We start from the raw sequence: 17,550 nt of genomic DNA, 5'->3' as shown, positions 1-17,550 counted from the left end.
TGTTCTTATTCTTATCGAATATAGCGCGATTAACAAACATTCCAAGCTTTGAGCGTAAGAAAATGTGAATTTTTGCTTAAAAAATAACATTTAATTCGCTTGTAGTGTCTTAAAAGCTGGCATGCACTCAGCGCAACTTTTGACAATCGGACTTTGGTTTAATTCCGATATTTGAGTAGGAATAAATCAATTGCGTCGCGAATAATTTGCTCTAGCTCCTGTGCATTTGGGGCAGCAGTAATGCCCAGTAAAACCTTGTGATGGCGTACACCAAGCAATAAGGTCAAAAGCAGTTCTGTTTGATAGATTGGATCATCGGCTTGAATGAAACCTAATTGAGCAGCTTTTTGAAAAAACTCAGCTAATTGATTTTCCATTCGTGTATGTGAAGCTTCAAAAAACTGTAGGGCGAGTGGGTTCTGTTCGGCTGCAAGCTCCAACAATACATGATCAAGCTTTAATGCTTCAGGTGAATAAATAATTTGTAAGGCACGTGAACATACAATAAAGAGTGTTTGATAGAAGTCTGCCGATGTATCTAAGTCAAATTGTTTAGTGCACAGTGTCTCTTCACAAGTTTCCGTAATCGCGCAGATAAACAGGTTCACTTTATCTTGAAAGTGGTTATAAACCGTGAGTTTAGTAACGCCTGCTTCCTGTGCAATCTGGTTCATGCTAGTACCGTGATAACCGGATTTTAAAAAAATAGCTTTCGCGGCTTGTAGGATACGAGCACGCTTTTCCAGATCTTTGGGGCGACCACTTTGATTAACTGTTTGCACAAAACCCTCTAATAAAAGTTTAGAAAAATAAATATTTATAAGTTTTTTTTAATTAATGTACTCGTAGGTATATTAATTAAAAAACAAACAAACTATGATGCAAGCATATTGTGCCTTAAAAAATCAGTTTGAATAAGAGCGATAAGATATGAATCTGTTAAAACCTCTCATCATGAGTATGGTGATTGTTTGTACGGTCACATTAATGGGATGCAGTAAAGAAGCACCCAAAACAGAAGAAATACCCTATGTGATGGTGGCGCAGCCATTAACCACACTCAATGAACAAAAAAGCTATGCAGGGGATGTGCAGGCTAGACAACAAACGGCTTTGGCATTTCGGGTTGGTGGACAAGTTACGGCGCGCTATGTGGATGTAGGCGACCGAGTTAAAGTTGGACAAGTATTAGCAAAACTCGATGTGGCAGATGCTCAGTTACAATTAAATGCTGCTAAAGCCCAACTGGATAATGCACAGGCTTCAGCAAAAACAGCAGCAGATGAACTTAAACGTTTTCAACAATTACTCCCGATTAATGCAGTGAGCCGTTCGCAGTATGACACTGTAAAAAATCAATATGACGCGGCACAAGCGGCATTACAACAAGCTCGTTCTAACTATGAGGTTTCTGCCAACCAAACTGGTTATAACCAACTCGTTTCTAACAAAAATGGTGTTATTACAGCGCGAAACATAGAAATTGGACAAGTCGTGGCAGCAGGACAAGCTGCTTATCAACTGGCAATTGATGGAGAGCGTGAAGTTGTTATTGGTGTTCCTGAACAAGCGGTTAGCGAGATTAAAGTTGGTCAGGCCGCTTGGATCACTTTGTGGTCTAAACCGAATGAAAAATTTGCTGGATATGTACGCGAAGTTTCTCCTGCGGCTGATCAGTCTCGTACCTTTACAGTGAAAGTTGCACTCAAAGAAGGGCAGTCTGTTATCCAACTTGGACAAAGTGCACGCGTATTTTTTACCTCAACTCAAACCAACGTGATGAGTGTGCCACTTTCGAGCGTTTCAGCAACAGATAATCAGCCTTATGTCTGGGTTGTTAATGCGAATCAGACTTTACGTAAAGTAGCTGTAACGGTTGGTGCATATGGCAGAGACAGTGTACCCGTGCTATCTGGTTTAACACCAAATGATTGGGTGGTGATTGGTGGTGTGCATTTGCTACGCGATAAGCAGAAGATTCACCCGATTGACCGTGAAAACCGTGCGGTGAAAATTCAGGGAGCAATCCAGCCATGAAATTCAATCTCTCGGAATGGGCATTAAATAATAAAGGTATCGTCCTTTATTTTATGCTGTTACTTGGCATTATCGGCGCGATCTCTTATTCAAAACTCTCACAAAGTGAAGACCCACCATTTACCTTTAAAGTCATGGTCGTACAAACCTATTGGCCGGGAGCAACAGCGAAAGAAGTTTCAACGCTGGTGACTGACCGTATCGAAAAGGAACTGATGACAACAGGGCAGTATGACAAGATTATGGCTTACTCCCGCCCGGGGGAGTCGATGGTTACGTTTGTTGCCAAGGACTCGCTGACATCGGCACAGATCCCTGACGTGTGGTATAACGTCCGTAAGAAGGTGAATGATATTCGCCATGAACTGCCAAACGGTGTACAAGGCCCATTTTTTAACGATGAATTTGGGGACACTTTCGGTAATATTTATGTACTGACAGGCAAAGACTTTGACTATGCACTTTTGAAAGAATATGCAGATCGTTTGCAATTACAGCTTCAACGAGTCAAGGATGTCAGTAAGGTCGAATTGATTGGTCTACAAGACCAAAAAATATGGGTTGAGATTTCTAACACTAAAGCGGTACAGCTCGGAATTCCAGTTACAGCGATTCAAGAAGCCTTACAAAAGCAAAATAGTATGGCAAGTGCGGGCTTTTTTGAAACGGGTACAGACCGTATTCAAATTAGAGTAAGTGGTCATCTACAAAACATTGATGAAATTAAAAAAACACCTTTATTGGTCGGAGATAAAACCATCCAGCTTGGTGACGTTGCTGATGTTTATCGTGGTTTTAGTCAGCCTGCTCAACCACGTATGCGTTTCATGGGTGAAAATGGTATTGGCATTGCCGTTTCGATGCGTAAAGGCGGTGACATTATTGCCCTTGGTAAAAATCTAGAAACAGAATTTGCCCAACTGCAAAAGACCTTGCCACTCGGCATGAAATTGCAAAAAGTTTCTGACCAACCTGTAGCAGTACAACGCAGTATTCATGAGTTTGTGAAGGTACTCGCTGAAGCAGTCATTATTGTTTTATTAGTGAGTTTTTTCTCTTTAGGCTTCCGTACGGGATTGGTGGTCGCTTTTTCTATTCCTTTAGTTTTAGCAATGACCTTTGCCGGTATGAGTTTATTCGATGTCGGACTGCATAAGATTTCACTTGGTGCTTTGATCTTAGCGTTAGGCCTGTTAGTTGACGACGCCATTATCGCCGTCGAGATGATGGCCATTAAGATGGAGCAGGGCTATAGTCGAATTAAAGCCGCCGGATTTGCGTGGAAAACTACAGCATTTCCGATGCTCACGGGAACATTGATTACCGCGGCAGGTTTTTTACCGATTGCTACGGCTCAGTCTAGTACAGGCGAATACACACGCTCTATTTTTCAGGTCGTGACCATTGCTTTATTGGTGTCTTGGGTTGCAGCAGTTTTATTCGTACCTTATTTAGGTGAAAAGCTATTACCAGATTTTACCAAGTTAGGACATCAGGCCCCTTGGTATGTCCGTTTGTGGGCAAGATTAACGAAAAAACCGCAACCGCAAACTGTGGCAATTTCACAGAACCATCATTACGATCCTTATCAATCTAGTTTCTATTTACGTTTTAGAAAGATGGTCGAGTTTTGTGTGACCTATCGTAAAACCGTGATTGCAACGACAGTGGGGATTTTTGTGCTATCTGTGCTGATGTTTAAGATGGTACCTCAGCAGTTTTTCCCGCCTTCAAACCGTGCCGAGATTTTAGTCGATTTAAAGCTTGAAGAAGGTGCTTCTTTAACAGCAACAGAACAAGCTGTGAAAAAGGTTGAAAAATTCTTGTCGAAACAAAAAGGTATTGATAACTATGTGGCCTATGTAGGGACAGGTTCACCACGTTTTTATTTACCTTTAGACCAGCAATTGCCGCAAGCCAGCTTTGCTCAGTTTGTTGTACTCGCATCATCACTTGATGATCGTGATGACATTCGACGCTCGTTAGAAACACAAATTAAGCAATTACTTCCGCAAGTCCGTACTCGCGTATCATTACTCGAAAATGGCCCGCCTGTTGGTTATCCATTGCAATATCGTGTGTCAGGTGAAGATTTAAATCTGGTACGTAAAGAAGCGCAGCAAGTCGCTAAAGTAATGAGTGAAAACCCGAATACCACCAATGTGCATTTAGATTGGGGCGAGCCAAGTAAGATCATTTCCATTCAAATTGATCAAGACCGTGCTCGACAAATGGGTGTCTCTAGTCTGGATTTAGCGAACTTCATTAATGCATCAATTACAGGTAGTGCAATTGAGCAATATCGTGAAAAACGTGAACTCATTGAAATCCGCTTACGCGGGGACCAAGCAGAGCGCGTTGAAGTGGCTTCACTAGCAAGCTTAGCTGTGCCAATGAACAATGGAACCACTGTACCTTTAGCTCAAATCGCGAAGATTGAGTATAAGTTTGAAGATGGTTTGATCTGGCATCGTAACCGCTTACCGACGATTACTGTTCGCGCAGATATTCGTACCAATTTACAGCCTGCTACCGTTGTGGGTGAGTTAGCTGAATCAATGGATAAGTTACGTGCTGAATTGCCAAGTGGCTATCTCATTGAAGTGGGTGGAACTGTAGAAGAGTCTGCACGTGGGCAAAATTCTGTGAATGCGGGTATGCCACTCTTCTTGGCAGTGGTCATGACATTACTGATGATTCAGCTCAAAAGCTTGTCTCGCTCGACCATCGTGTTGTTAACAGCTCCACTGGGTTTAATTGGTGTTGTTTTATTCTTACTGTTATTTAACAAACCATTTGGCTTTGTGGCCATGTTAGGCACAATTGCGCTCTCTGGCATGATCATGCGTAACTCGCTTATTTTGATTGATCAAATTGAGCAGGACCGACAAGCCGGACATCCAACTTGGGAGGCAATTATTGAAGCGACAGTGCGTCGATTCCGTCCAATTATTTTGACTGCTTTAGCCGCTGTTCTGGCCATGATTCCACTTTCGCGAAGTATTTTCTTTGGTCCGATGGCTGTTGCGATCATGGGTGGATTGATTGTTGCCACCCTACTGACATTATTTTTCCTACCTGCACTCTACGCAGCGTGGTTTAAGGTGAAAAAAACCGCATAAAATACATAAATTTTTTGTGAATAAAGGTGCGAAATATTGAAAACTCCAATATAGTAGCACCTGTCTTTACACAAAAAATACAGGATTATTTCACTGCATAAAAAATAGGCAAAATGCAGTGAATTGAGGTGAAATACAGATGGGGCAAGACCATATCGAACAGCATCGCCGCTATATAGTAATTTCTTATGCGTTCATGTTTCTTGCATTGTTTACGGTTATTTTTGCGGCCTTTGCTTATTTGGTCGCTCGTAAAGTGGCAGTTGTAGATAATGCAGAAGTTTGGATTCATGCGCATGCGCTATGGATTATGCGCAATGCGATTCTATTTCTATTTATGGCAATTTTTGCTGTTGTCTGGTTTATTCCGCTCTTCTTCTTTGCATGGGATAGTAATCTTTGGGTCACAGCCTCTACGGTTGCTGGCGTAGTTTTTAGTGCTATTGCGTGGTTATTTCTATTAAATGCATGGTTAAAAGGCTTGTCTAAATATTTAAAAAATAAGGCAGTTTTTTAATATATCTATTTTTTAAACATTTCCCCCTTGTAAATTCGGCTAAAGCCCCCCATTTAGTCGGCAATAGAGTATTGATAAAATTCCGTGAGGAGCACCGCCAAAAATGGCTAAACGTGATTATTATGAGGTTTTAGGCGTTTCAAAAACCGCAAGTGATGATGAGATCAAAAAAGCCTACCGTAAATTGGCGATGAAATATCATCCTGATAGAAACCCTGACAACGCCGAAGCTGAAGAGAAATTTAAAGAAGCTGCTGAAGCTTATGAAGTTTTATCGGACAGCGAAAAGCGTAGCATGTACGATCGCATGGGCCATAATGCGTTCGAAGGTGGCTTTGGCGGGGGCGGTGGTGGCTTCGGTGGATTTAGTGCAGAAGATATTTTTAGCCAGTTCGGTGATATCTTCGGTGGCGCATTCGGTGGTGGTGGACGTCAACAGCGTCAACGTCGCGGATCAGATTTACGCTATGTAATGGAACTTACCCTTGAAGAAGCTGTAAAAGGGGTGAAAAAAACCATTACCTTTACTGCTCCTGCACCATGTGATGTGTGTGATGGTAAAGGCTCTAAAAATCCAAAAGATGTTGAAACCTGTAAAACTTGTCATGGTTCAGGACAAGTTCGTATGCAGCAAGGTTTCTTCTCTGTACAACAAACATGTGGTACGTGTCGTGGCCAAGGTAAAATTATTAAAAACCCTTGTCAGGCATGTCATGGTTCAGGTGTTGCCGATCGTCAGCAAACGTTGGAAGTTACAATTCCAGCGGGTGTAGATAATGGTGACCGCGTTCGTTTGAGTGGTAAAGGCGAAGCGATTCGAGATGGCCAATCAGGTGACTTGTACGTTGAAGTCGTTGTTCGCGAACACGAAATCTTCCAACGTGATGGCGCAGATCTTTATATGGACGTACCAGTGAGCATTGCTGATGCCGCACTTGGTAAAGAAATTGAAATTCCAACTTTGGAAGGTCGTGTTAGCCTGAAAATTCCTGAGGGAACTCAAACAGGTAAATTATTCCGTTTACGTGGCAAAGGCGTTCGCCCAGTACGTAGTAGCATGGTCGGTGATTTACTCTGCCGTATTGTGGTAGAAACACCAGTCAACTTAAATTCTCGTCAACGTGAATTACTTAAAGAGTTGCAAGCTTCTTTTGATGGTGAAGACAGTGCTTCTTCACCGAAGAAAAAATCATTCTTTGATCGTTTGTTCGATTAATGCTTGATTAGATAAGAATTAAAAAGAAGGCGGATATTGATAAAATATCCGCCTTTTTATTGCGCTGATTCATCTTATTATTTTTATTCTGTTTAAAAGGAAATTAAGTCTGCTTACTCTGTAGGATGAGCAACATCAATATCGTCAACACTTACAGTAGGTTCGCTAGAAGCAAGAGTAGGAGCATTTTCGATCACTGGTGCGGCTACTGCTTCTGCCTGTACAGCTGCTTTAGGTGTTTCTGCTGTAGTTTCACCAATAATCGGGTCAATATCTTCAACTTTAACCTCAGCATTGGCATCATTTGTTTGAGTTGTAGACGTTGCTGTTTGAGTATTTACGTTTGTTGTAATACGCGCTTTAGATAAGCTTTCTAATGTGTCTCCTGGCTGGATTGCAGGCTCTGCAAATGCCACTGAACTCATAATCCCCATCATTACTGTAAAACCAATAATTCTCGAATGCATGCTGAACTCCTTATAGTCATCTTTTTCTCATTCGTGGCTCCGTAGTCTGCCGATCAATTCTTTAACTTTTGTGAAAACAGATTAAATTTCGTCCTAACTCAAAAAATAATTTTTACTTTTTAAGATGAGCAAAGAGTTTTGATATAGTAGGTAAATTACGTAAAACCGAAGATTGGGAAGATTATGTCAGCAGCTCCACGCATTGGTATTTTAGGTGCAGGCGGTCGTATGGGCCGTACGCTTATTCAAGCAGTTCAACAGGCAGGCTATCAATTAGCTGCTGCGGTAGAGCGTCCGGAAAGTAGTTTGGTGGGCACTGATGCAGGTGAGCTTGCTGGTATTGGTTCAGTGGGTGTGAAGGTTTCAGGAAACTTGGCAGAAGTTCTTAAAGACTGCGATGTAATCATTGATTTTACTGCACCAGTTGCAACGGCTCAGCATTTAAAGCTTTGCCGTGAAGCTGGGGTTGCCATGGTTATTGGTACAACAGGTATGTCAGATGAGCAAAAAGCTGAGTTAGACGAAGTTGCTACGCATACCCCAGTGGTTTACGCTGCGAACTATTCAGTGGGCGTAAATGTATCAATCAAGTTACTTGAGCTTGCAGCAAAAGTATTTGGCGATACAGTAGATATTGAAGTGATTGAAGCGCATCACCGTCATAAAGTAGATGCACCGTCAGGTACAGCATTAATGATGGGCGAAGCAATTGCAGATACTTTAGGCCGTAACTTAAAAGAAGTTGCTGTGTATGGCCGTGAAGGGCATACAGGCCCACGTGACCGTCAAACGATTGGTTTTGAAACTATTCGTGGTGGTGACATTGTTGGCGAACACACAGTCATGTTTATTGGTGAAGGTGAGCGCGTTGAAGTGACTCATAAAGCCACTAACCGTATGAACTTTGCTGCTGGTGCAGTACGAGCTGCTGCATGGGTTGTGGGCCGTGAAGCGCGTAAATATGACATGAAAGATGTTTTAGGATTGAACGACGTACAGGTTTAAAACCCTGTCCGTATTCCATGTGTAGCGAGAAAAACAAGATAGAGCAGAACATGAATAAAAAACAAATTGCTTTGACCACTCTTCTTTGCTTAAGCAGCCTCTGGACGGGGGCTGCTTCTACAGAAAAAGCTAAACTCAGCTTAGACCGCAATAATATTAAAGTCTGGACCTATCAAAAAACTGATAATCCAGTCTTTCAATATAAAGCAGAAACCACATTTGATGTGCCACTTGAACGCGCTGTTGCTGTGATTTTAGATGTAAATCGTGCTGACCAGTGGGTGCCTTATATGGGCAAAGTTGAAATGTTGTCTCAAGATGAGAAAAAAGGTGAGTTCACACTGTATATGGTGTTGGATTTTCCGTTTCCTTTGAAAGATCGCGATGTGGTTGTAAAAGGAAAAATGAGCAAGGCTGCAAATGGCATTGTGACAATTAAAAATACTGCAATTAGTGGAAATTATCCGATACAACCTGATGTAGTGCGCTTAACACGCTATGAAGGGGATTGGACATTCCAGAAAATTGCAAATAATAAGGTGAAAGTAACGACCAGTGGTTACGCTGACCCTGCTGGTGCAATTCCGTTGAGCTTTGTAAATATGTTTGTTCAACAGCAACCTTATCAGATGTTGCTTAAAATGAAGCGGGAAGTGACTAGTCCGATTTATGAACACCCTAAATTACCAGATATTTTAAAATAAATACCTTAAAAAAAGCGCCTGATCTCAGGCGCTTTTTTTATTAATCTGAACACTGCTGTAAAGCTTGTGCAGGGCTACTTTCGCGTTTGATTTGAAATAAAACCAATAGCAAACCTAAGCCAGCCAGTAATGCTCCAGCAAATGATACTGCGCTATAACCCCAACCTAGATCGAGTACTAACGCGCCTGCTGCTGCACCTACTGCGTTACCTAAGTTAAACGCACCGATATTTACTGAAGAGGCAAGTCCCGGTGCTTCATGAGCGACTGACATTACACGCATTTGCAAAGGTGGTACTAAAGCAAAGGTTGCTGCACCCCAGATCACTAATGCAATGGCTGCTCCAATCTGGCTTTGCGCAAGAATTGGGAAAGTCACCATCATCACAATCAACAGAACCAAGAAACCAATCAAAGTTTTGTTAATGGACAAATCTGCAAAACGTCCGCCTAAATGGTTACCAATTGAGAAACCGACACCAATCAACACCAACATGAACGTAATGAAGGTAGGTGAAGCATGGGTAAACTCAGTCAAACTTGGCGCAATATAGGTGTAGAGCGTAAACATTGCACCTGCACCGAGTACGGTGGTGAGTAGCGCAAGGACCACAGGAGTACGCGTTAATACCTTCAACTCAGCTTTCACATTTGGTTTTTGGGCAACCATACCTTGTGGGAGCGCTTTCCATAAAGCGAGCATGGTAATCACACCAAGCAAAGAAATCGCAAGGAAAGACATACGCCAGCCAATGTTTTGCCCAACCCATGTTGCTAAAGGTACACCACCAATATTAGCAATGGTTAAGCCCATAAACATGGTGGCTACAGCACTGGCCTGTTTATGTGCGGGCACAATGCTTGCCGCTACAACAGAGCCAATCCCGAAAAAGGCACCGTGGTTCAGGCTTGTAATAAGACGTGCACCTAATAAGCTCATATAACTTGGTGAAAACGCTGCGATTAGGTTACCTATCGTAAAGATCGCCATCAGCAAAATAAGCGCATTACGTCTAGCAAAACCACCAAACCACAGGGTCATGAATGGGGCACCTAGCATGACACCAAGTGCATAACCTGTAATTAACATTCCGGCCGTTGGAATTGAAATCCCTAAATCATTAGCGATATTCGGCAACAATCCCATTGGTGAGAATTCAGTGGTGCCAATGGCAAAGGCACCAATTGCCAATGCCAATAACGAGAACGCCGTATTTGATTGAGTGTTCATGAGTTTAGTCCCAAACTGGTGCCCATGGCTCTGGGCTAACTTCACGACTGTTGCGGTCGAGCTCAGCAATCATTTGCATTTCAGCTGAAGTTAACTCGATATCCTGTGCTTTTAAGTTGCTAATCAGGTTTTCACGTTTAGTCGAAGATGGAATGACTGCAAAACCACGTTGCAATGCCCACGCTAGTGCAATTTGCGCTGTCGTTGCTTTATGTGCTGCTGCAATTTCAGCGAGAACTGGGTCTTGAAGCACTTTGCCGTAGGCAAGCGTCATGTATGAAGTGACATCAATGTTCTTCTCTTGTAAGAAATTTACAAGCTTATGGTTTTGAAGATAAGGGCTTAGCTCAATCTGGTTCGTTGCAATATGTTCTACACCAATTGTGTCAATTGCTTGTTGAGTAAGCTCAATATTGAAGTTTGAAATACCAATTTGTTCAGTTAAGCCCTGTTGTTTTGCTTCACGTAAAAGCTTCATAACTTCAGGAATCGAAACGCCTAAGTCCGGTGCTGGCCAATGGATCAATGTGAGGTCAACATGGTCAGTACGAAGCTTTTGTAGGCTCTCTTTTAAGCTTGGAATGAACTTATCTTGAGCAAAATTATCTACCCAGATTTTTGTGGTTAAAAATAAGTCCTGACGTGATACACCGCTTTCGGCAATGGCTTGACCAATCGCTGCTTCATTATCATAAATTTGAGCAGTATCAATGACACGGTAACCTACGTCTAAAGCAGTTTTAACAGAATCAATAACTGCTTGTTCTTTAAGACGGAAAGTTCCTAGACCAAAACGTGGGATATTCATGTGTTTACCTAAATTTGAATAATCATTTAACTTGATGTGCATTTTGCTTTTTTTATTGTTGCGAAAAAATAGATGAATAAGCAAAATATCTTTGATCATTAGTCAATAATGGAATAAGACATGAAATCAACAATTGAAGAGCTGGTCGCGTTTATCGCAATCGTTGATACAGGCTCTTTTGTTGCGGCGGCAGAACATTTAAAACAAACGCCTTCAGGAGTCAGTCGATCTTTAACACGCTTAGAAGCTAAGTTAGATGTGACTTTGTTAGAGCGAACTACACGTAAATTGAAACTCACTCAAGAAGGACAACAGTTTCTGGTAAAGGCCCGTAAAATCTTAAATGAGCTAAATGCGGCTGAAGAAGAACTGCAAAAGTCTGATCAGGGCACTGCGGGGCTCATTCGCATTGATTCAGCAACGCCGTTTGTCTTACACGTAATTGCGCCATTAATGCATAAGTTTCGTGAGTGCTATCCAAATATTGAAATTGAGTTAAATAGTAATGATCAGGTGATTGACTTGCTGCAACATAAAACTGATGTCGCATTTCGGTTTGGGGAGCTCAATGATTCAAGTCTTCATGCCAAATTAGTATGTAAAAGTCGCTTATTTATCGTTGCAAGCCCTGAGTATTTAGCAATTAAGGGTACACCGACACAACCTGAACAGCTTGAACAACATGATTTGATTGGTTTTACCAGACCTACATATATCAATAGTTGGCCGATTAAAGTTGGTGATGAATATTTTTTTGCACAATCAAAAATTAAAGCATCAAGTGGGGAGACAGTACGTCAGCTGACGATTAGAGGACATGGTATTGCACGACTATCTGAATTTGAAATTTGGAAAGATATTGAAGAAGGACGATTGATTGCTTTATTTGAGGACCAAATTGAACATCAATACCAAAGCATCCATGCTGTGTATTATCAACAAGAGCATCTACCAAAACGAATTCGTTTATTTATTGAGTTTTTGGCAGAACAGTTAAAAGACGGTTTTAAAAACGCTCTCTAAAAGTAGTGTAACTGTCAGTTGGAAAATGAACTTCTAAAAGTGGGGTCGTTTGTCCTTGTGATGAATGTTGAGACAGAAAATAGCTTTTTTGATGTTCTCGGCAGCTAAAATACAAAGTCGAATAAACCGAGTTCACCATTACAACTTCATTTGAGCTATTACGCTTATATTGATAATGAGAAATCGTACTGGTCTTTTCATCAGTGCGTTGCTCCATTTTATAGTCTTGTTGATTTGTCATTTTTAAATAACCTTCTATGAGACTTTGGCAAACCGTATGTCTGTACTGCTCATCTTTTGGTTGTTGTTGGCAACCAGCTAAAACAATAGTAAATAACAATATAGCTTTTAATTTCATGACTTTGCTACTTTCTGAGTTGATTTCTATAGCCTAAAGGTGTTCTATAAACCAGTACAGATACAGAAATTTTTAAAAAAGCAGCACAGAATGACTTTCCAATATCAGGTTCTTGCCAATCAATTAGCACATCGTATTTATCAAGATGAGCTTAAACCTCATCAGAAACTTATTTCTTTACGAGATTTTGCTCGTCAACACAGCATTAGTTTAAGTACAGCAAAAAGTTGTTATGAGTTACTTGAGGCGAGGGGGCTTATTTATGTAAAGCCGAAGTCAGGTTATTTTGTAGTTGCTCGTGCACAATCGGGTCCCATTCCTGAAAGTCCAGATTTCTTGTCTTTACCTCGACAAGTCTCAAATCTGGAATTGCATAATCAAATTCAGGAAGCTGCCTTACAAAGCCATCTTGTACCATTAGGCTCTATTCAGTTAACGCCTCATTTTATTCCTGTGGAAGGTTTACGTCGTTCTATTCAACGGGCTTTAAAAAATTGTCAGCCTCAAGACTTTCTTTATTGTAATAAACAAGGGCATGAGCAATTAAGAAAAGCGTTATCTTATCATTGGCGTGAAGATGGGATTTTTATCGCGGTAGAAGATATTTTTATTACCAATGGCTGCATGCCTGCTTTGTCTTTGGTGATTCAACATCTAACAGAAGTAGGCGATAGTATTTTAATTCCGACGCCTACTTTTAATGGACAACTACAGCTTATAGCCAGTTTAAAACGGCAGATTATTGAAATTCCAGCGCATCATCGTGGTATCGATCTTGAGCGCTTAGAATCATTTATGAAGCAAGGTTTGGCTAAGGTTTGTTTAATGACAGCCAACTATCAGAACCCATTGGGATATTGTTTAAGTAATGCAGAAAAACAAAAGATTGCCGAATTAGCAGCAAAGTATCAGTGCTTTATTATTGAAGATGATATTTATGGAGAGTGTGGCTACAGTGGTGAGCGGCCATTGCCTATACGCTATTGGGACCGTGAGGGCTATGTAATTTGGTGTGGGTCAGTTTCTAAGTCATTGTCGAGTGCGTATCGCGTAGGGTGGTTCTGTTTAAGTGCGAAGCTACAACATTTAAGGCTTGAGCTGGTAGCCAGTAATATAGGGGTCAATACACCGCTACAATTAGGCCTAGCTGATTTTATTTATAGTCGTGGTTACAGGGAGCATTTAGAGCAGTTAAGACCGAATTTGATGCGGCAAGTCGAGGAATATCGTAGTTGTATTTTAAATGTCTTTGAAGGTATTCCAATTGCACTGAGCCAACCAGAAGGGGGTTATGCTTTATGGATGCAGTTACCTAAAACTGTAGATAGTTTGGCGCTCTATTACACTGCAAAATCTCACGGAATTACCGTAGTTCCCGGGCATGTTTTTGGTGAGGATGAACGCTATCGGCATTTTATTCGTTTAAATGCAGGTCATGAGTTAACAGCAGATGTCCGCCAAGCAATTAAAGACTTAGCGGACTGGTCACGGCAACAGATTAAAACAGCGAGTTAGTCTTATTCTGCAAAGTCTGCCTTAAGCACAATGCGGTAGCGTGCCTGACCCGAGTGTAGACGTTCAATTGCTTCATTGAGCTGTGACATTGGAAATAGCTCAATTTGAGGTGCAATTTTTTTACGTGCAGCAAACTTTAAAAGCTGACGTAGTGCAGCAGGTGAGCCCGTAGGTGAACCAGTCACTGACTTAGCACCACCAATAAGAGAGCCAACAGAAACAGGAACAGGCTCAAGCGTAAGACCTAAGAAATGTAAGGTTCCGTTTGGTGCCAGTGTTGCAATAAAAGCAGACCAATTTAGAGTCACATTCACGGTACTTAGCAATAAATCGAATTTACCTTTTTGAGCTTTTACTGCCTCTGTATCGCGACTATTTACCACATGGTCGGCTCCCATTGCTTTGAGTTCCTCTGTTTTGTCAGGATTAGAACTAAAAGCAGTGATTTCACAGCCCCATGCTTTAAGTAGCTTAATGGCTATATGACCTAAACCACCAATACCAATTACACCGACATGATGCGTTGCCTGTATTTTGTGTTTGAGTAGTGGATCAAAAACGGTAATTCCACCACAAAGTAAAGGACCTGCACTTTCAGCATCTAAATCTTCGGGGAGGGGAATGGCCCATTGCCAACCTGCACGGACTTTATCAGCAAAGCCACCAGCATGCCCGACGATTGTTGCAATATTTCCACCTGTACAAAGTACTTGCTGACCACCAATACATTCATCACAGGCTTGGCAACTTTCAGCTGTCCAACCAATACCGACACGCTGTCCAATTTGTAGACCTTTGGCTTCTGAGCCCAAAGCAACAATTCGTCCAATAATTTCATGACCTGCAACCACAGGGTACACGGTCGAACGCCATTCATTATTTAAAACAGAAATATCAGAATGACATAAACCACAATATTCAACTTTTACCTCAACCTGATGCGGTTGTAATTCACCTGCGTCAAATTGATAGGGAACCAGTTTTTCACCTGCCTGCATTGCAGCATAAGCTTGAATCGTATTATTGCTCATCGGAAACTCCTTAAGCGGCTTTGAACCGTTCTGGTGGGTTATGAAGCTTTAAATTGACAATCGTTTTCATGATCATCGACCATGCCTACTGCCTGCATAAAAGCATAGCAGGTGGTTGGGCCAACAAATTTGAAACCATTCTTTTTAAGAGTTTTGGAAAGTTTTACGCTCAGTTCGGTTTGAGCAGGGGCCTTACGATAATCTACAACATCATTGTTTTGTGGAGCTGCATCTACAAACTGCCAAAGCCATGTAGGAACATCACCGACTTGTACTTTGAGCGCTTGCCAAGCAATAGCATTATCACGAATGGCTTTGAGTTTACCAAAGTGACGAATTAAGCCAGCATCGGATAATTTTAGTTCTAGAAAATCATCTGTAAATGAAGCAATGTCTGCAATCGGATGATTAAAAAAATGCTGACGATAGCTTTCTCTTTTTTTCAGTACGGTAATCCATGAGAGGCCTGCTTGCTGACCTTCAAGACAGAGCATTTCAAATAATCGTGCTTCGTCGTGTTCAGGTTTACCCCATTCTTCATCATGGTAAGCAATATAGAGTGGATCGTCGGAACACCATCCGCAACGTTGAGTTTTCATGATAATGCTCCTTATATTTATCTTAGAATTTTAAAGTTTAAATAACACCCATTCATTCGGGCGAGTATCCCAATAATACAGTTCTGCTTGTGTTAAGTCTTCAAACTTTAGCCAAAAGTCTTTGCCAACTTTGTCTGAAAAACCGGTACTGATCAGTAGGGCATCATCGCTGATTTCCATGATCCAGCCTTGATAGCTATTGCCATTTAAAACGATCTTTTGCTGGTTGCCAGACTCGGCAAACTCTACTAAGCGATTGATCAGCGCTTCCGACATAAAATGTTCCTAGCGTAAATATGAATAAGGATTAACAGCACCACGACCTTTACCATCTAAGTAAAGACCATAATGAAGATGAGGTGAAGTATAACGTGCATTGCCCGTATTGCCGACATAGCCAATGAGGTCGCCCTTTTTGACATAGTCACCCACATTTAAGCCACGTTTATGACCATCAAGATGAGCATAATAATGCCATGTCCCGGCTGGACCTAAAATCCAGATGACTTTGCCACCTAAGTTGTTATTGCGAAGATCTGCAACGAGACCTTCGGTTGCACTGTACACTTTGGTTCCACGTGGAGCCAAAATATCAATTCCTTCGTGACTACGGCCCTGACTCCGAGCAGCTCCCCATGTGTCTTTTAACTCATCACGGTCAATACCTTTTACAGGTACAGGCAATCGATTTGGAAGCTGCATACTTTTGAGTTTGATGACTTGAGCGGGTGGAAGTGGGGCAGGTTTTTTAGGTGCACTGGCACAGGCAGCCAAAAGAATAATCAGAAAACCAAGTGAGAAATGAGAAACAAAACGTCGCACAAAATACTCCCTGTCACAGCCATATCAAAATTATTTTACTCACTATGTCATGAACGGCTTGTCGAGATCAATTTTTTCATGGCGGTTGGAACACCTTTGGCAATGGCTTGTTCCGGACTCAACCATTGGCCTTCAAGTTCAATAGCCAGATGTTCTTTTTGATCAGGTTCCACGTGGAACACATGAGCATTAAGTAACCATGTGAAATGAGTGAAGCTATGACTGATCTGAAAAGTTTGTGCTTGAGGCTGTAGTTTAAATTGTTGGCTTAAGCTCAGTCGTTCATGTTCATTTTCTAAAATAGGTAAACAGAATAAACCGCCCCATAGACCATGAGCTTGACGTTGTTGCCAGAACCATTCACCTTCGCACTGAATAATAAGAACATCTGCTGTTTTAACAGGTGGTGTTTTTTTCGGTTTTTTAAAAGGTAATTCTTGTTCTAACCCTTGCTGATAAGCCTGACAATGAGCTTGCATTGGACAATATAAACATAGCGGTTTTTTAGGAGTACAAATGGTTGCACCCAAGTCCATAATCGCTTGAGTGTAGTCATGATTGCGATGTGTAGGGCAAAGCTCTTCAGCGAGTTTCCACATTTCACGCTCGTGCTGTGGTTTGCTTAAGTCATCTTCAATGGCAAAGAAGCGAGCTAAAACGCGTTTCACGTTGCCATCCATAATGACGCCGTACTGACGTAAACCTAAAGACATGAGCGCCCCTGCAGTAGAGCGACCAATGCCAGGTAACGCAATCCATTCTTCTAGCGTTTCAGGAAATTTACCTTGCTGCGTGACAAGACCAGCCGCTTTATGCAAATTGCGTGCACGAGCGTAGTAACCGAGGCCAGCCCAATAAGGTGCTACTTCATCCCAAGTTGCATGACCTAAAGCGTCTACTGTTGGAAAGCGCTCCATAAAGCGGTCAAAATATTGCAGAACCGTTTTCACCTGAGTTTGCTGCAACATAATTTCAGAAACCCAAACTTTGTATGGATCATCGGCAACTTGCCAAGGCAAATCGTGACGACCATGTTGATCGAACCAGTTTAAGAGGGCATCAGAAAAAGAAAATTCAGGCATGAACAGCTATAGA

Annotated in this window: 18 protein-coding genes; 8 read left to right on the top strand and 10 right to left on the bottom strand. The window is 41.6% G+C overall.

Annotated elements, in window-relative coordinates:
• Nucleotides 1-158: 158 nt before the first annotated feature.
• Nucleotides 159-782 (bottom strand): TetR/AcrR family transcriptional regulator, encoded by a 624-nt coding sequence (locus RMB06_RS07060; protein ID WP_032036289.1) that lies wholly within the window; start codon nucleotides 780-782, stop codon nucleotides 159-161.
• A 148-nt stretch (nucleotides 783-930) separates the two neighbouring features.
• On the opposite strand from RMB06_RS07060, the gene RMB06_RS07055 reads away from it, so the two are divergent.
• From RMB06_RS07055 to dnaJ, 4 genes are all read left to right on the top strand, one after another.
• Nucleotides 931-2,037, top strand: coding sequence for an efflux RND transporter periplasmic adaptor subunit (locus RMB06_RS07055; protein ID WP_311078924.1), 1,107 nt, complete (start codon nucleotides 931-933; stop codon nucleotides 2,035-2,037).
• The gene (locus tag RMB06_RS07050; RefSeq protein WP_311078923.1) at nucleotides 2,034-5,159 is read left to right on the top strand and encodes an efflux RND transporter permease subunit; all 3,126 of its coding nucleotides are present in this window, start codon (nucleotides 2,034-2,036) and stop codon (nucleotides 5,157-5,159) included. The genes RMB06_RS07055 and RMB06_RS07050 overlap by 4 nt, the downstream gene beginning before the upstream one ends.
• 139 nt (nucleotides 5,160-5,298) lie before the next feature.
• Nucleotides 5,299-5,676, top strand: a complete 378-nt coding sequence (locus RMB06_RS07045) for a membrane protein (RefSeq protein ID WP_002119294.1) — start codon at nucleotides 5,299-5,301, stop codon at nucleotides 5,674-5,676.
• A gap of 103 nt (nucleotides 5,677-5,779) precedes the next feature.
• Nucleotides 5,780-6,892 carry a molecular chaperone DnaJ gene (gene dnaJ, locus RMB06_RS07040; protein WP_002119101.1) on the top strand — a complete coding sequence of 371 codons (1,113 nt, stop codon included), beginning with the start codon at nucleotides 5,780-5,782 and terminating at the stop codon, nucleotides 6,890-6,892.
• 113 nt (nucleotides 6,893-7,005) lie between these two features.
• On the opposite strand, the gene RMB06_RS07035 is transcribed toward dnaJ, so the two are convergent.
• Entirely contained in the window at nucleotides 7,006-7,359 is a 354-nt protein-coding gene (locus RMB06_RS07035; protein WP_086394842.1) for a hypothetical protein, read from the bottom strand.
• Between the two features lie 183 nt (nucleotides 7,360-7,542).
• On the opposite strand from RMB06_RS07035, the gene dapB reads away from it, so the two are divergent.
• Both dapB and RMB06_RS07025 read left to right on the top strand, forming a co-directional pair.
• Nucleotides 7,543-8,364 carry a 4-hydroxy-tetrahydrodipicolinate reductase gene (gene dapB / locus RMB06_RS07030; protein WP_002119175.1) on the top strand — a complete coding sequence of 274 codons (822 nt, stop codon included), beginning with the start codon at nucleotides 7,543-7,545 and terminating at the stop codon, nucleotides 8,362-8,364.
• Between the two features lie 50 nt (nucleotides 8,365-8,414).
• Nucleotides 8,415-9,068: an START domain-containing protein gene (locus tag RMB06_RS07025; RefSeq protein ID WP_206258664.1), complete on the top strand. Its 654-nt coding sequence runs from the start codon at nucleotides 8,415-8,417 to the stop codon at nucleotides 9,066-9,068.
• 40 nt (nucleotides 9,069-9,108) lie between these two features.
• Here the strand turns inward: RMB06_RS07025 and RMB06_RS07020 are convergent, their stop codons facing one another.
• The gene (locus RMB06_RS07020; RefSeq protein WP_057075425.1) at nucleotides 9,109-10,299 is read right to left on the bottom strand and encodes an MFS transporter; all 1,191 of its coding nucleotides are present in this window, start codon (nucleotides 10,297-10,299) and stop codon (nucleotides 9,109-9,111) included.
• Between the two features lie 4 nt (nucleotides 10,300-10,303).
• Nucleotides 10,304-11,107, bottom strand: coding sequence for a 2,5-didehydrogluconate reductase DkgB (dkgB, locus tag RMB06_RS07015; protein WP_311078916.1), 804 nt, complete (start codon nucleotides 11,105-11,107; stop codon nucleotides 10,304-10,306).
• A 120-nt stretch (nucleotides 11,108-11,227) separates the two neighbouring features.
• Between dkgB and RMB06_RS07010 the strand changes: the two genes are divergently transcribed.
• Nucleotides 11,228-12,130, top strand: coding sequence for a LysR family transcriptional regulator (locus RMB06_RS07010; protein WP_057069173.1), 903 nt, complete (start codon nucleotides 11,228-11,230; stop codon nucleotides 12,128-12,130).
• Here RMB06_RS07010 and RMB06_RS07005 read toward each other — a convergent pair.
• Nucleotides 12,114-12,488 carry a hypothetical protein gene (locus RMB06_RS07005; protein ID WP_033849206.1) on the bottom strand — a complete coding sequence of 125 codons (375 nt, stop codon included), beginning with the start codon at nucleotides 12,486-12,488 and terminating at the stop codon, nucleotides 12,114-12,116. The two genes, RMB06_RS07010 and RMB06_RS07005, sit on opposite strands and share 17 nt — an antisense overlap.
• Nucleotides 12,489-12,578: 90 nt before the next feature.
• Between RMB06_RS07005 and RMB06_RS06995 the strand changes: the two genes are divergently transcribed.
• Nucleotides 12,579-14,003 (top strand): PLP-dependent aminotransferase family protein, encoded by a 1,425-nt coding sequence (locus RMB06_RS06995; protein ID WP_206258662.1) that lies wholly within the window; start codon nucleotides 12,579-12,581, stop codon nucleotides 14,001-14,003.
• A gap of 2 nt (nucleotides 14,004-14,005) precedes the next feature.
• On the opposite strand, the gene RMB06_RS06990 is transcribed toward RMB06_RS06995, so the two are convergent.
• Genes RMB06_RS06990 through mutY form a run of 5 tightly spaced genes read right to left on the bottom strand, consistent with a single transcriptional unit; the run spans nucleotide 14,006 to nucleotide 17,537 of the window.
• Nucleotides 14,006-15,034, bottom strand: coding sequence for an NAD(P)-dependent alcohol dehydrogenase (locus tag RMB06_RS06990; protein ID WP_068613269.1), 1,029 nt, complete (start codon nucleotides 15,032-15,034; stop codon nucleotides 14,006-14,008).
• 38 nt (nucleotides 15,035-15,072) lie between these two features.
• Nucleotides 15,073-15,633, bottom strand: coding sequence for a DNA-3-methyladenine glycosylase I (locus RMB06_RS06985; protein WP_032057150.1), 561 nt, complete (start codon nucleotides 15,631-15,633; stop codon nucleotides 15,073-15,075).
• Nucleotides 15,634-15,663: 30 nt separating this feature from the next.
• Nucleotides 15,664-15,909, bottom strand: a complete 246-nt coding sequence (locus RMB06_RS06980; protein ID WP_005066589.1) for a hypothetical protein — start codon at nucleotides 15,907-15,909, stop codon at nucleotides 15,664-15,666.
• 9 nt (nucleotides 15,910-15,918) lie between these two features.
• On the bottom strand, nucleotides 15,919-16,455 hold the full coding sequence (locus tag RMB06_RS06975; RefSeq protein ID WP_044099683.1) for a M23 family metallopeptidase: 537 nt from the start codon (nucleotides 16,453-16,455) through the stop codon (nucleotides 15,919-15,921).
• Between the two features lie 47 nt (nucleotides 16,456-16,502).
• Complete coding sequence (mutY, locus tag RMB06_RS06970; protein ID WP_204085649.1) at nucleotides 16,503-17,537, bottom strand: A/G-specific adenine glycosylase; 1,035 nt, start codon at nucleotides 17,535-17,537, stop codon at nucleotides 16,503-16,505.
• Nucleotides 17,538-17,550 lie beyond the last annotated feature (13 nt).

It is taken from the genome of Acinetobacter sp. V104_13 (genome assembly GCF_031798995.1).
Lineage (GTDB): Bacteria > Pseudomonadota > Gammaproteobacteria > Pseudomonadales > Moraxellaceae > Acinetobacter > Acinetobacter pittii.
Note: the sequence above shows the minus strand (reverse complement) of the source record. Positions and strands in the feature narration are given on the sequence as shown.

Excerpts from the sequence above, each read along its gene's own strand:
- RMB06_RS07055 (WP_311078924.1), top strand. The coding sequence starts at position 931 with ATGAATCTGTTAAAACCTCTCATCATGAGTATGGTGATTGTTTGTACG.
- RMB06_RS07050 (WP_311078923.1), top strand. The coding sequence starts at position 2,034 with ATGAAATTCAATCTCTCGGAATGGGCATTAAATAATAAAGGTATCGTC.
- RMB06_RS07045 (WP_002119294.1), top strand. The coding sequence starts at position 5,299 with ATGGGGCAAGACCATATCGAACAGCATCGCCGCTATATAGTAATTTCT.
- dnaJ (WP_002119101.1), top strand. The coding sequence starts at position 5,780 with ATGGCTAAACGTGATTATTATGAGGTTTTAGGCGTTTCAAAAACCGCA.
- RMB06_RS07035 (WP_086394842.1), bottom strand. The coding sequence starts at position 7,359 with ATGCATTCGAGAATTATTGGTTTTACAGTAATGATGGGGATTATGAGT.
- dapB (WP_002119175.1), top strand. The coding sequence starts at position 7,543 with ATGTCAGCAGCTCCACGCATTGGTATTTTAGGTGCAGGCGGTCGTATG.
- RMB06_RS07025 (WP_206258664.1), top strand. The coding sequence starts at position 8,415 with ATGAATAAAAAACAAATTGCTTTGACCACTCTTCTTTGCTTAAGCAGC.
- RMB06_RS07020 (WP_057075425.1), bottom strand. The coding sequence starts at position 10,299 with ATGAACACTCAATCAAATACGGCGTTCTCGTTATTGGCATTGGCAATT.
- dkgB (WP_311078916.1), bottom strand. The coding sequence starts at position 11,107 with ATGAATATCCCACGTTTTGGTCTAGGAACTTTCCGTCTTAAAGAACAA.
- RMB06_RS07010 (WP_057069173.1), top strand. The coding sequence starts at position 11,228 with ATGAAATCAACAATTGAAGAGCTGGTCGCGTTTATCGCAATCGTTGAT.
- RMB06_RS07005 (WP_033849206.1), bottom strand. The coding sequence starts at position 12,488 with ATGAAATTAAAAGCTATATTGTTATTTACTATTGTTTTAGCTGGTTGC.
- RMB06_RS06995 (WP_206258662.1), top strand. The coding sequence starts at position 12,579 with ATGACTTTCCAATATCAGGTTCTTGCCAATCAATTAGCACATCGTATT.
- RMB06_RS06990 (WP_068613269.1), bottom strand. The coding sequence starts at position 15,034 with ATGAGCAATAATACGATTCAAGCTTATGCTGCAATGCAGGCAGGTGAA.
- RMB06_RS06985 (WP_032057150.1), bottom strand. The coding sequence starts at position 15,633 with ATGAAAACTCAACGTTGCGGATGGTGTTCCGACGATCCACTCTATATT.
- RMB06_RS06980 (WP_005066589.1), bottom strand. The coding sequence starts at position 15,909 with ATGTCGGAAGCGCTGATCAATCGCTTAGTAGAGTTTGCCGAGTCTGGC.
- mutY (WP_204085649.1), bottom strand. The coding sequence starts at position 17,537 with ATGCCTGAATTTTCTTTTTCTGATGCCCTCTTAAACTGGTTCGATCAA.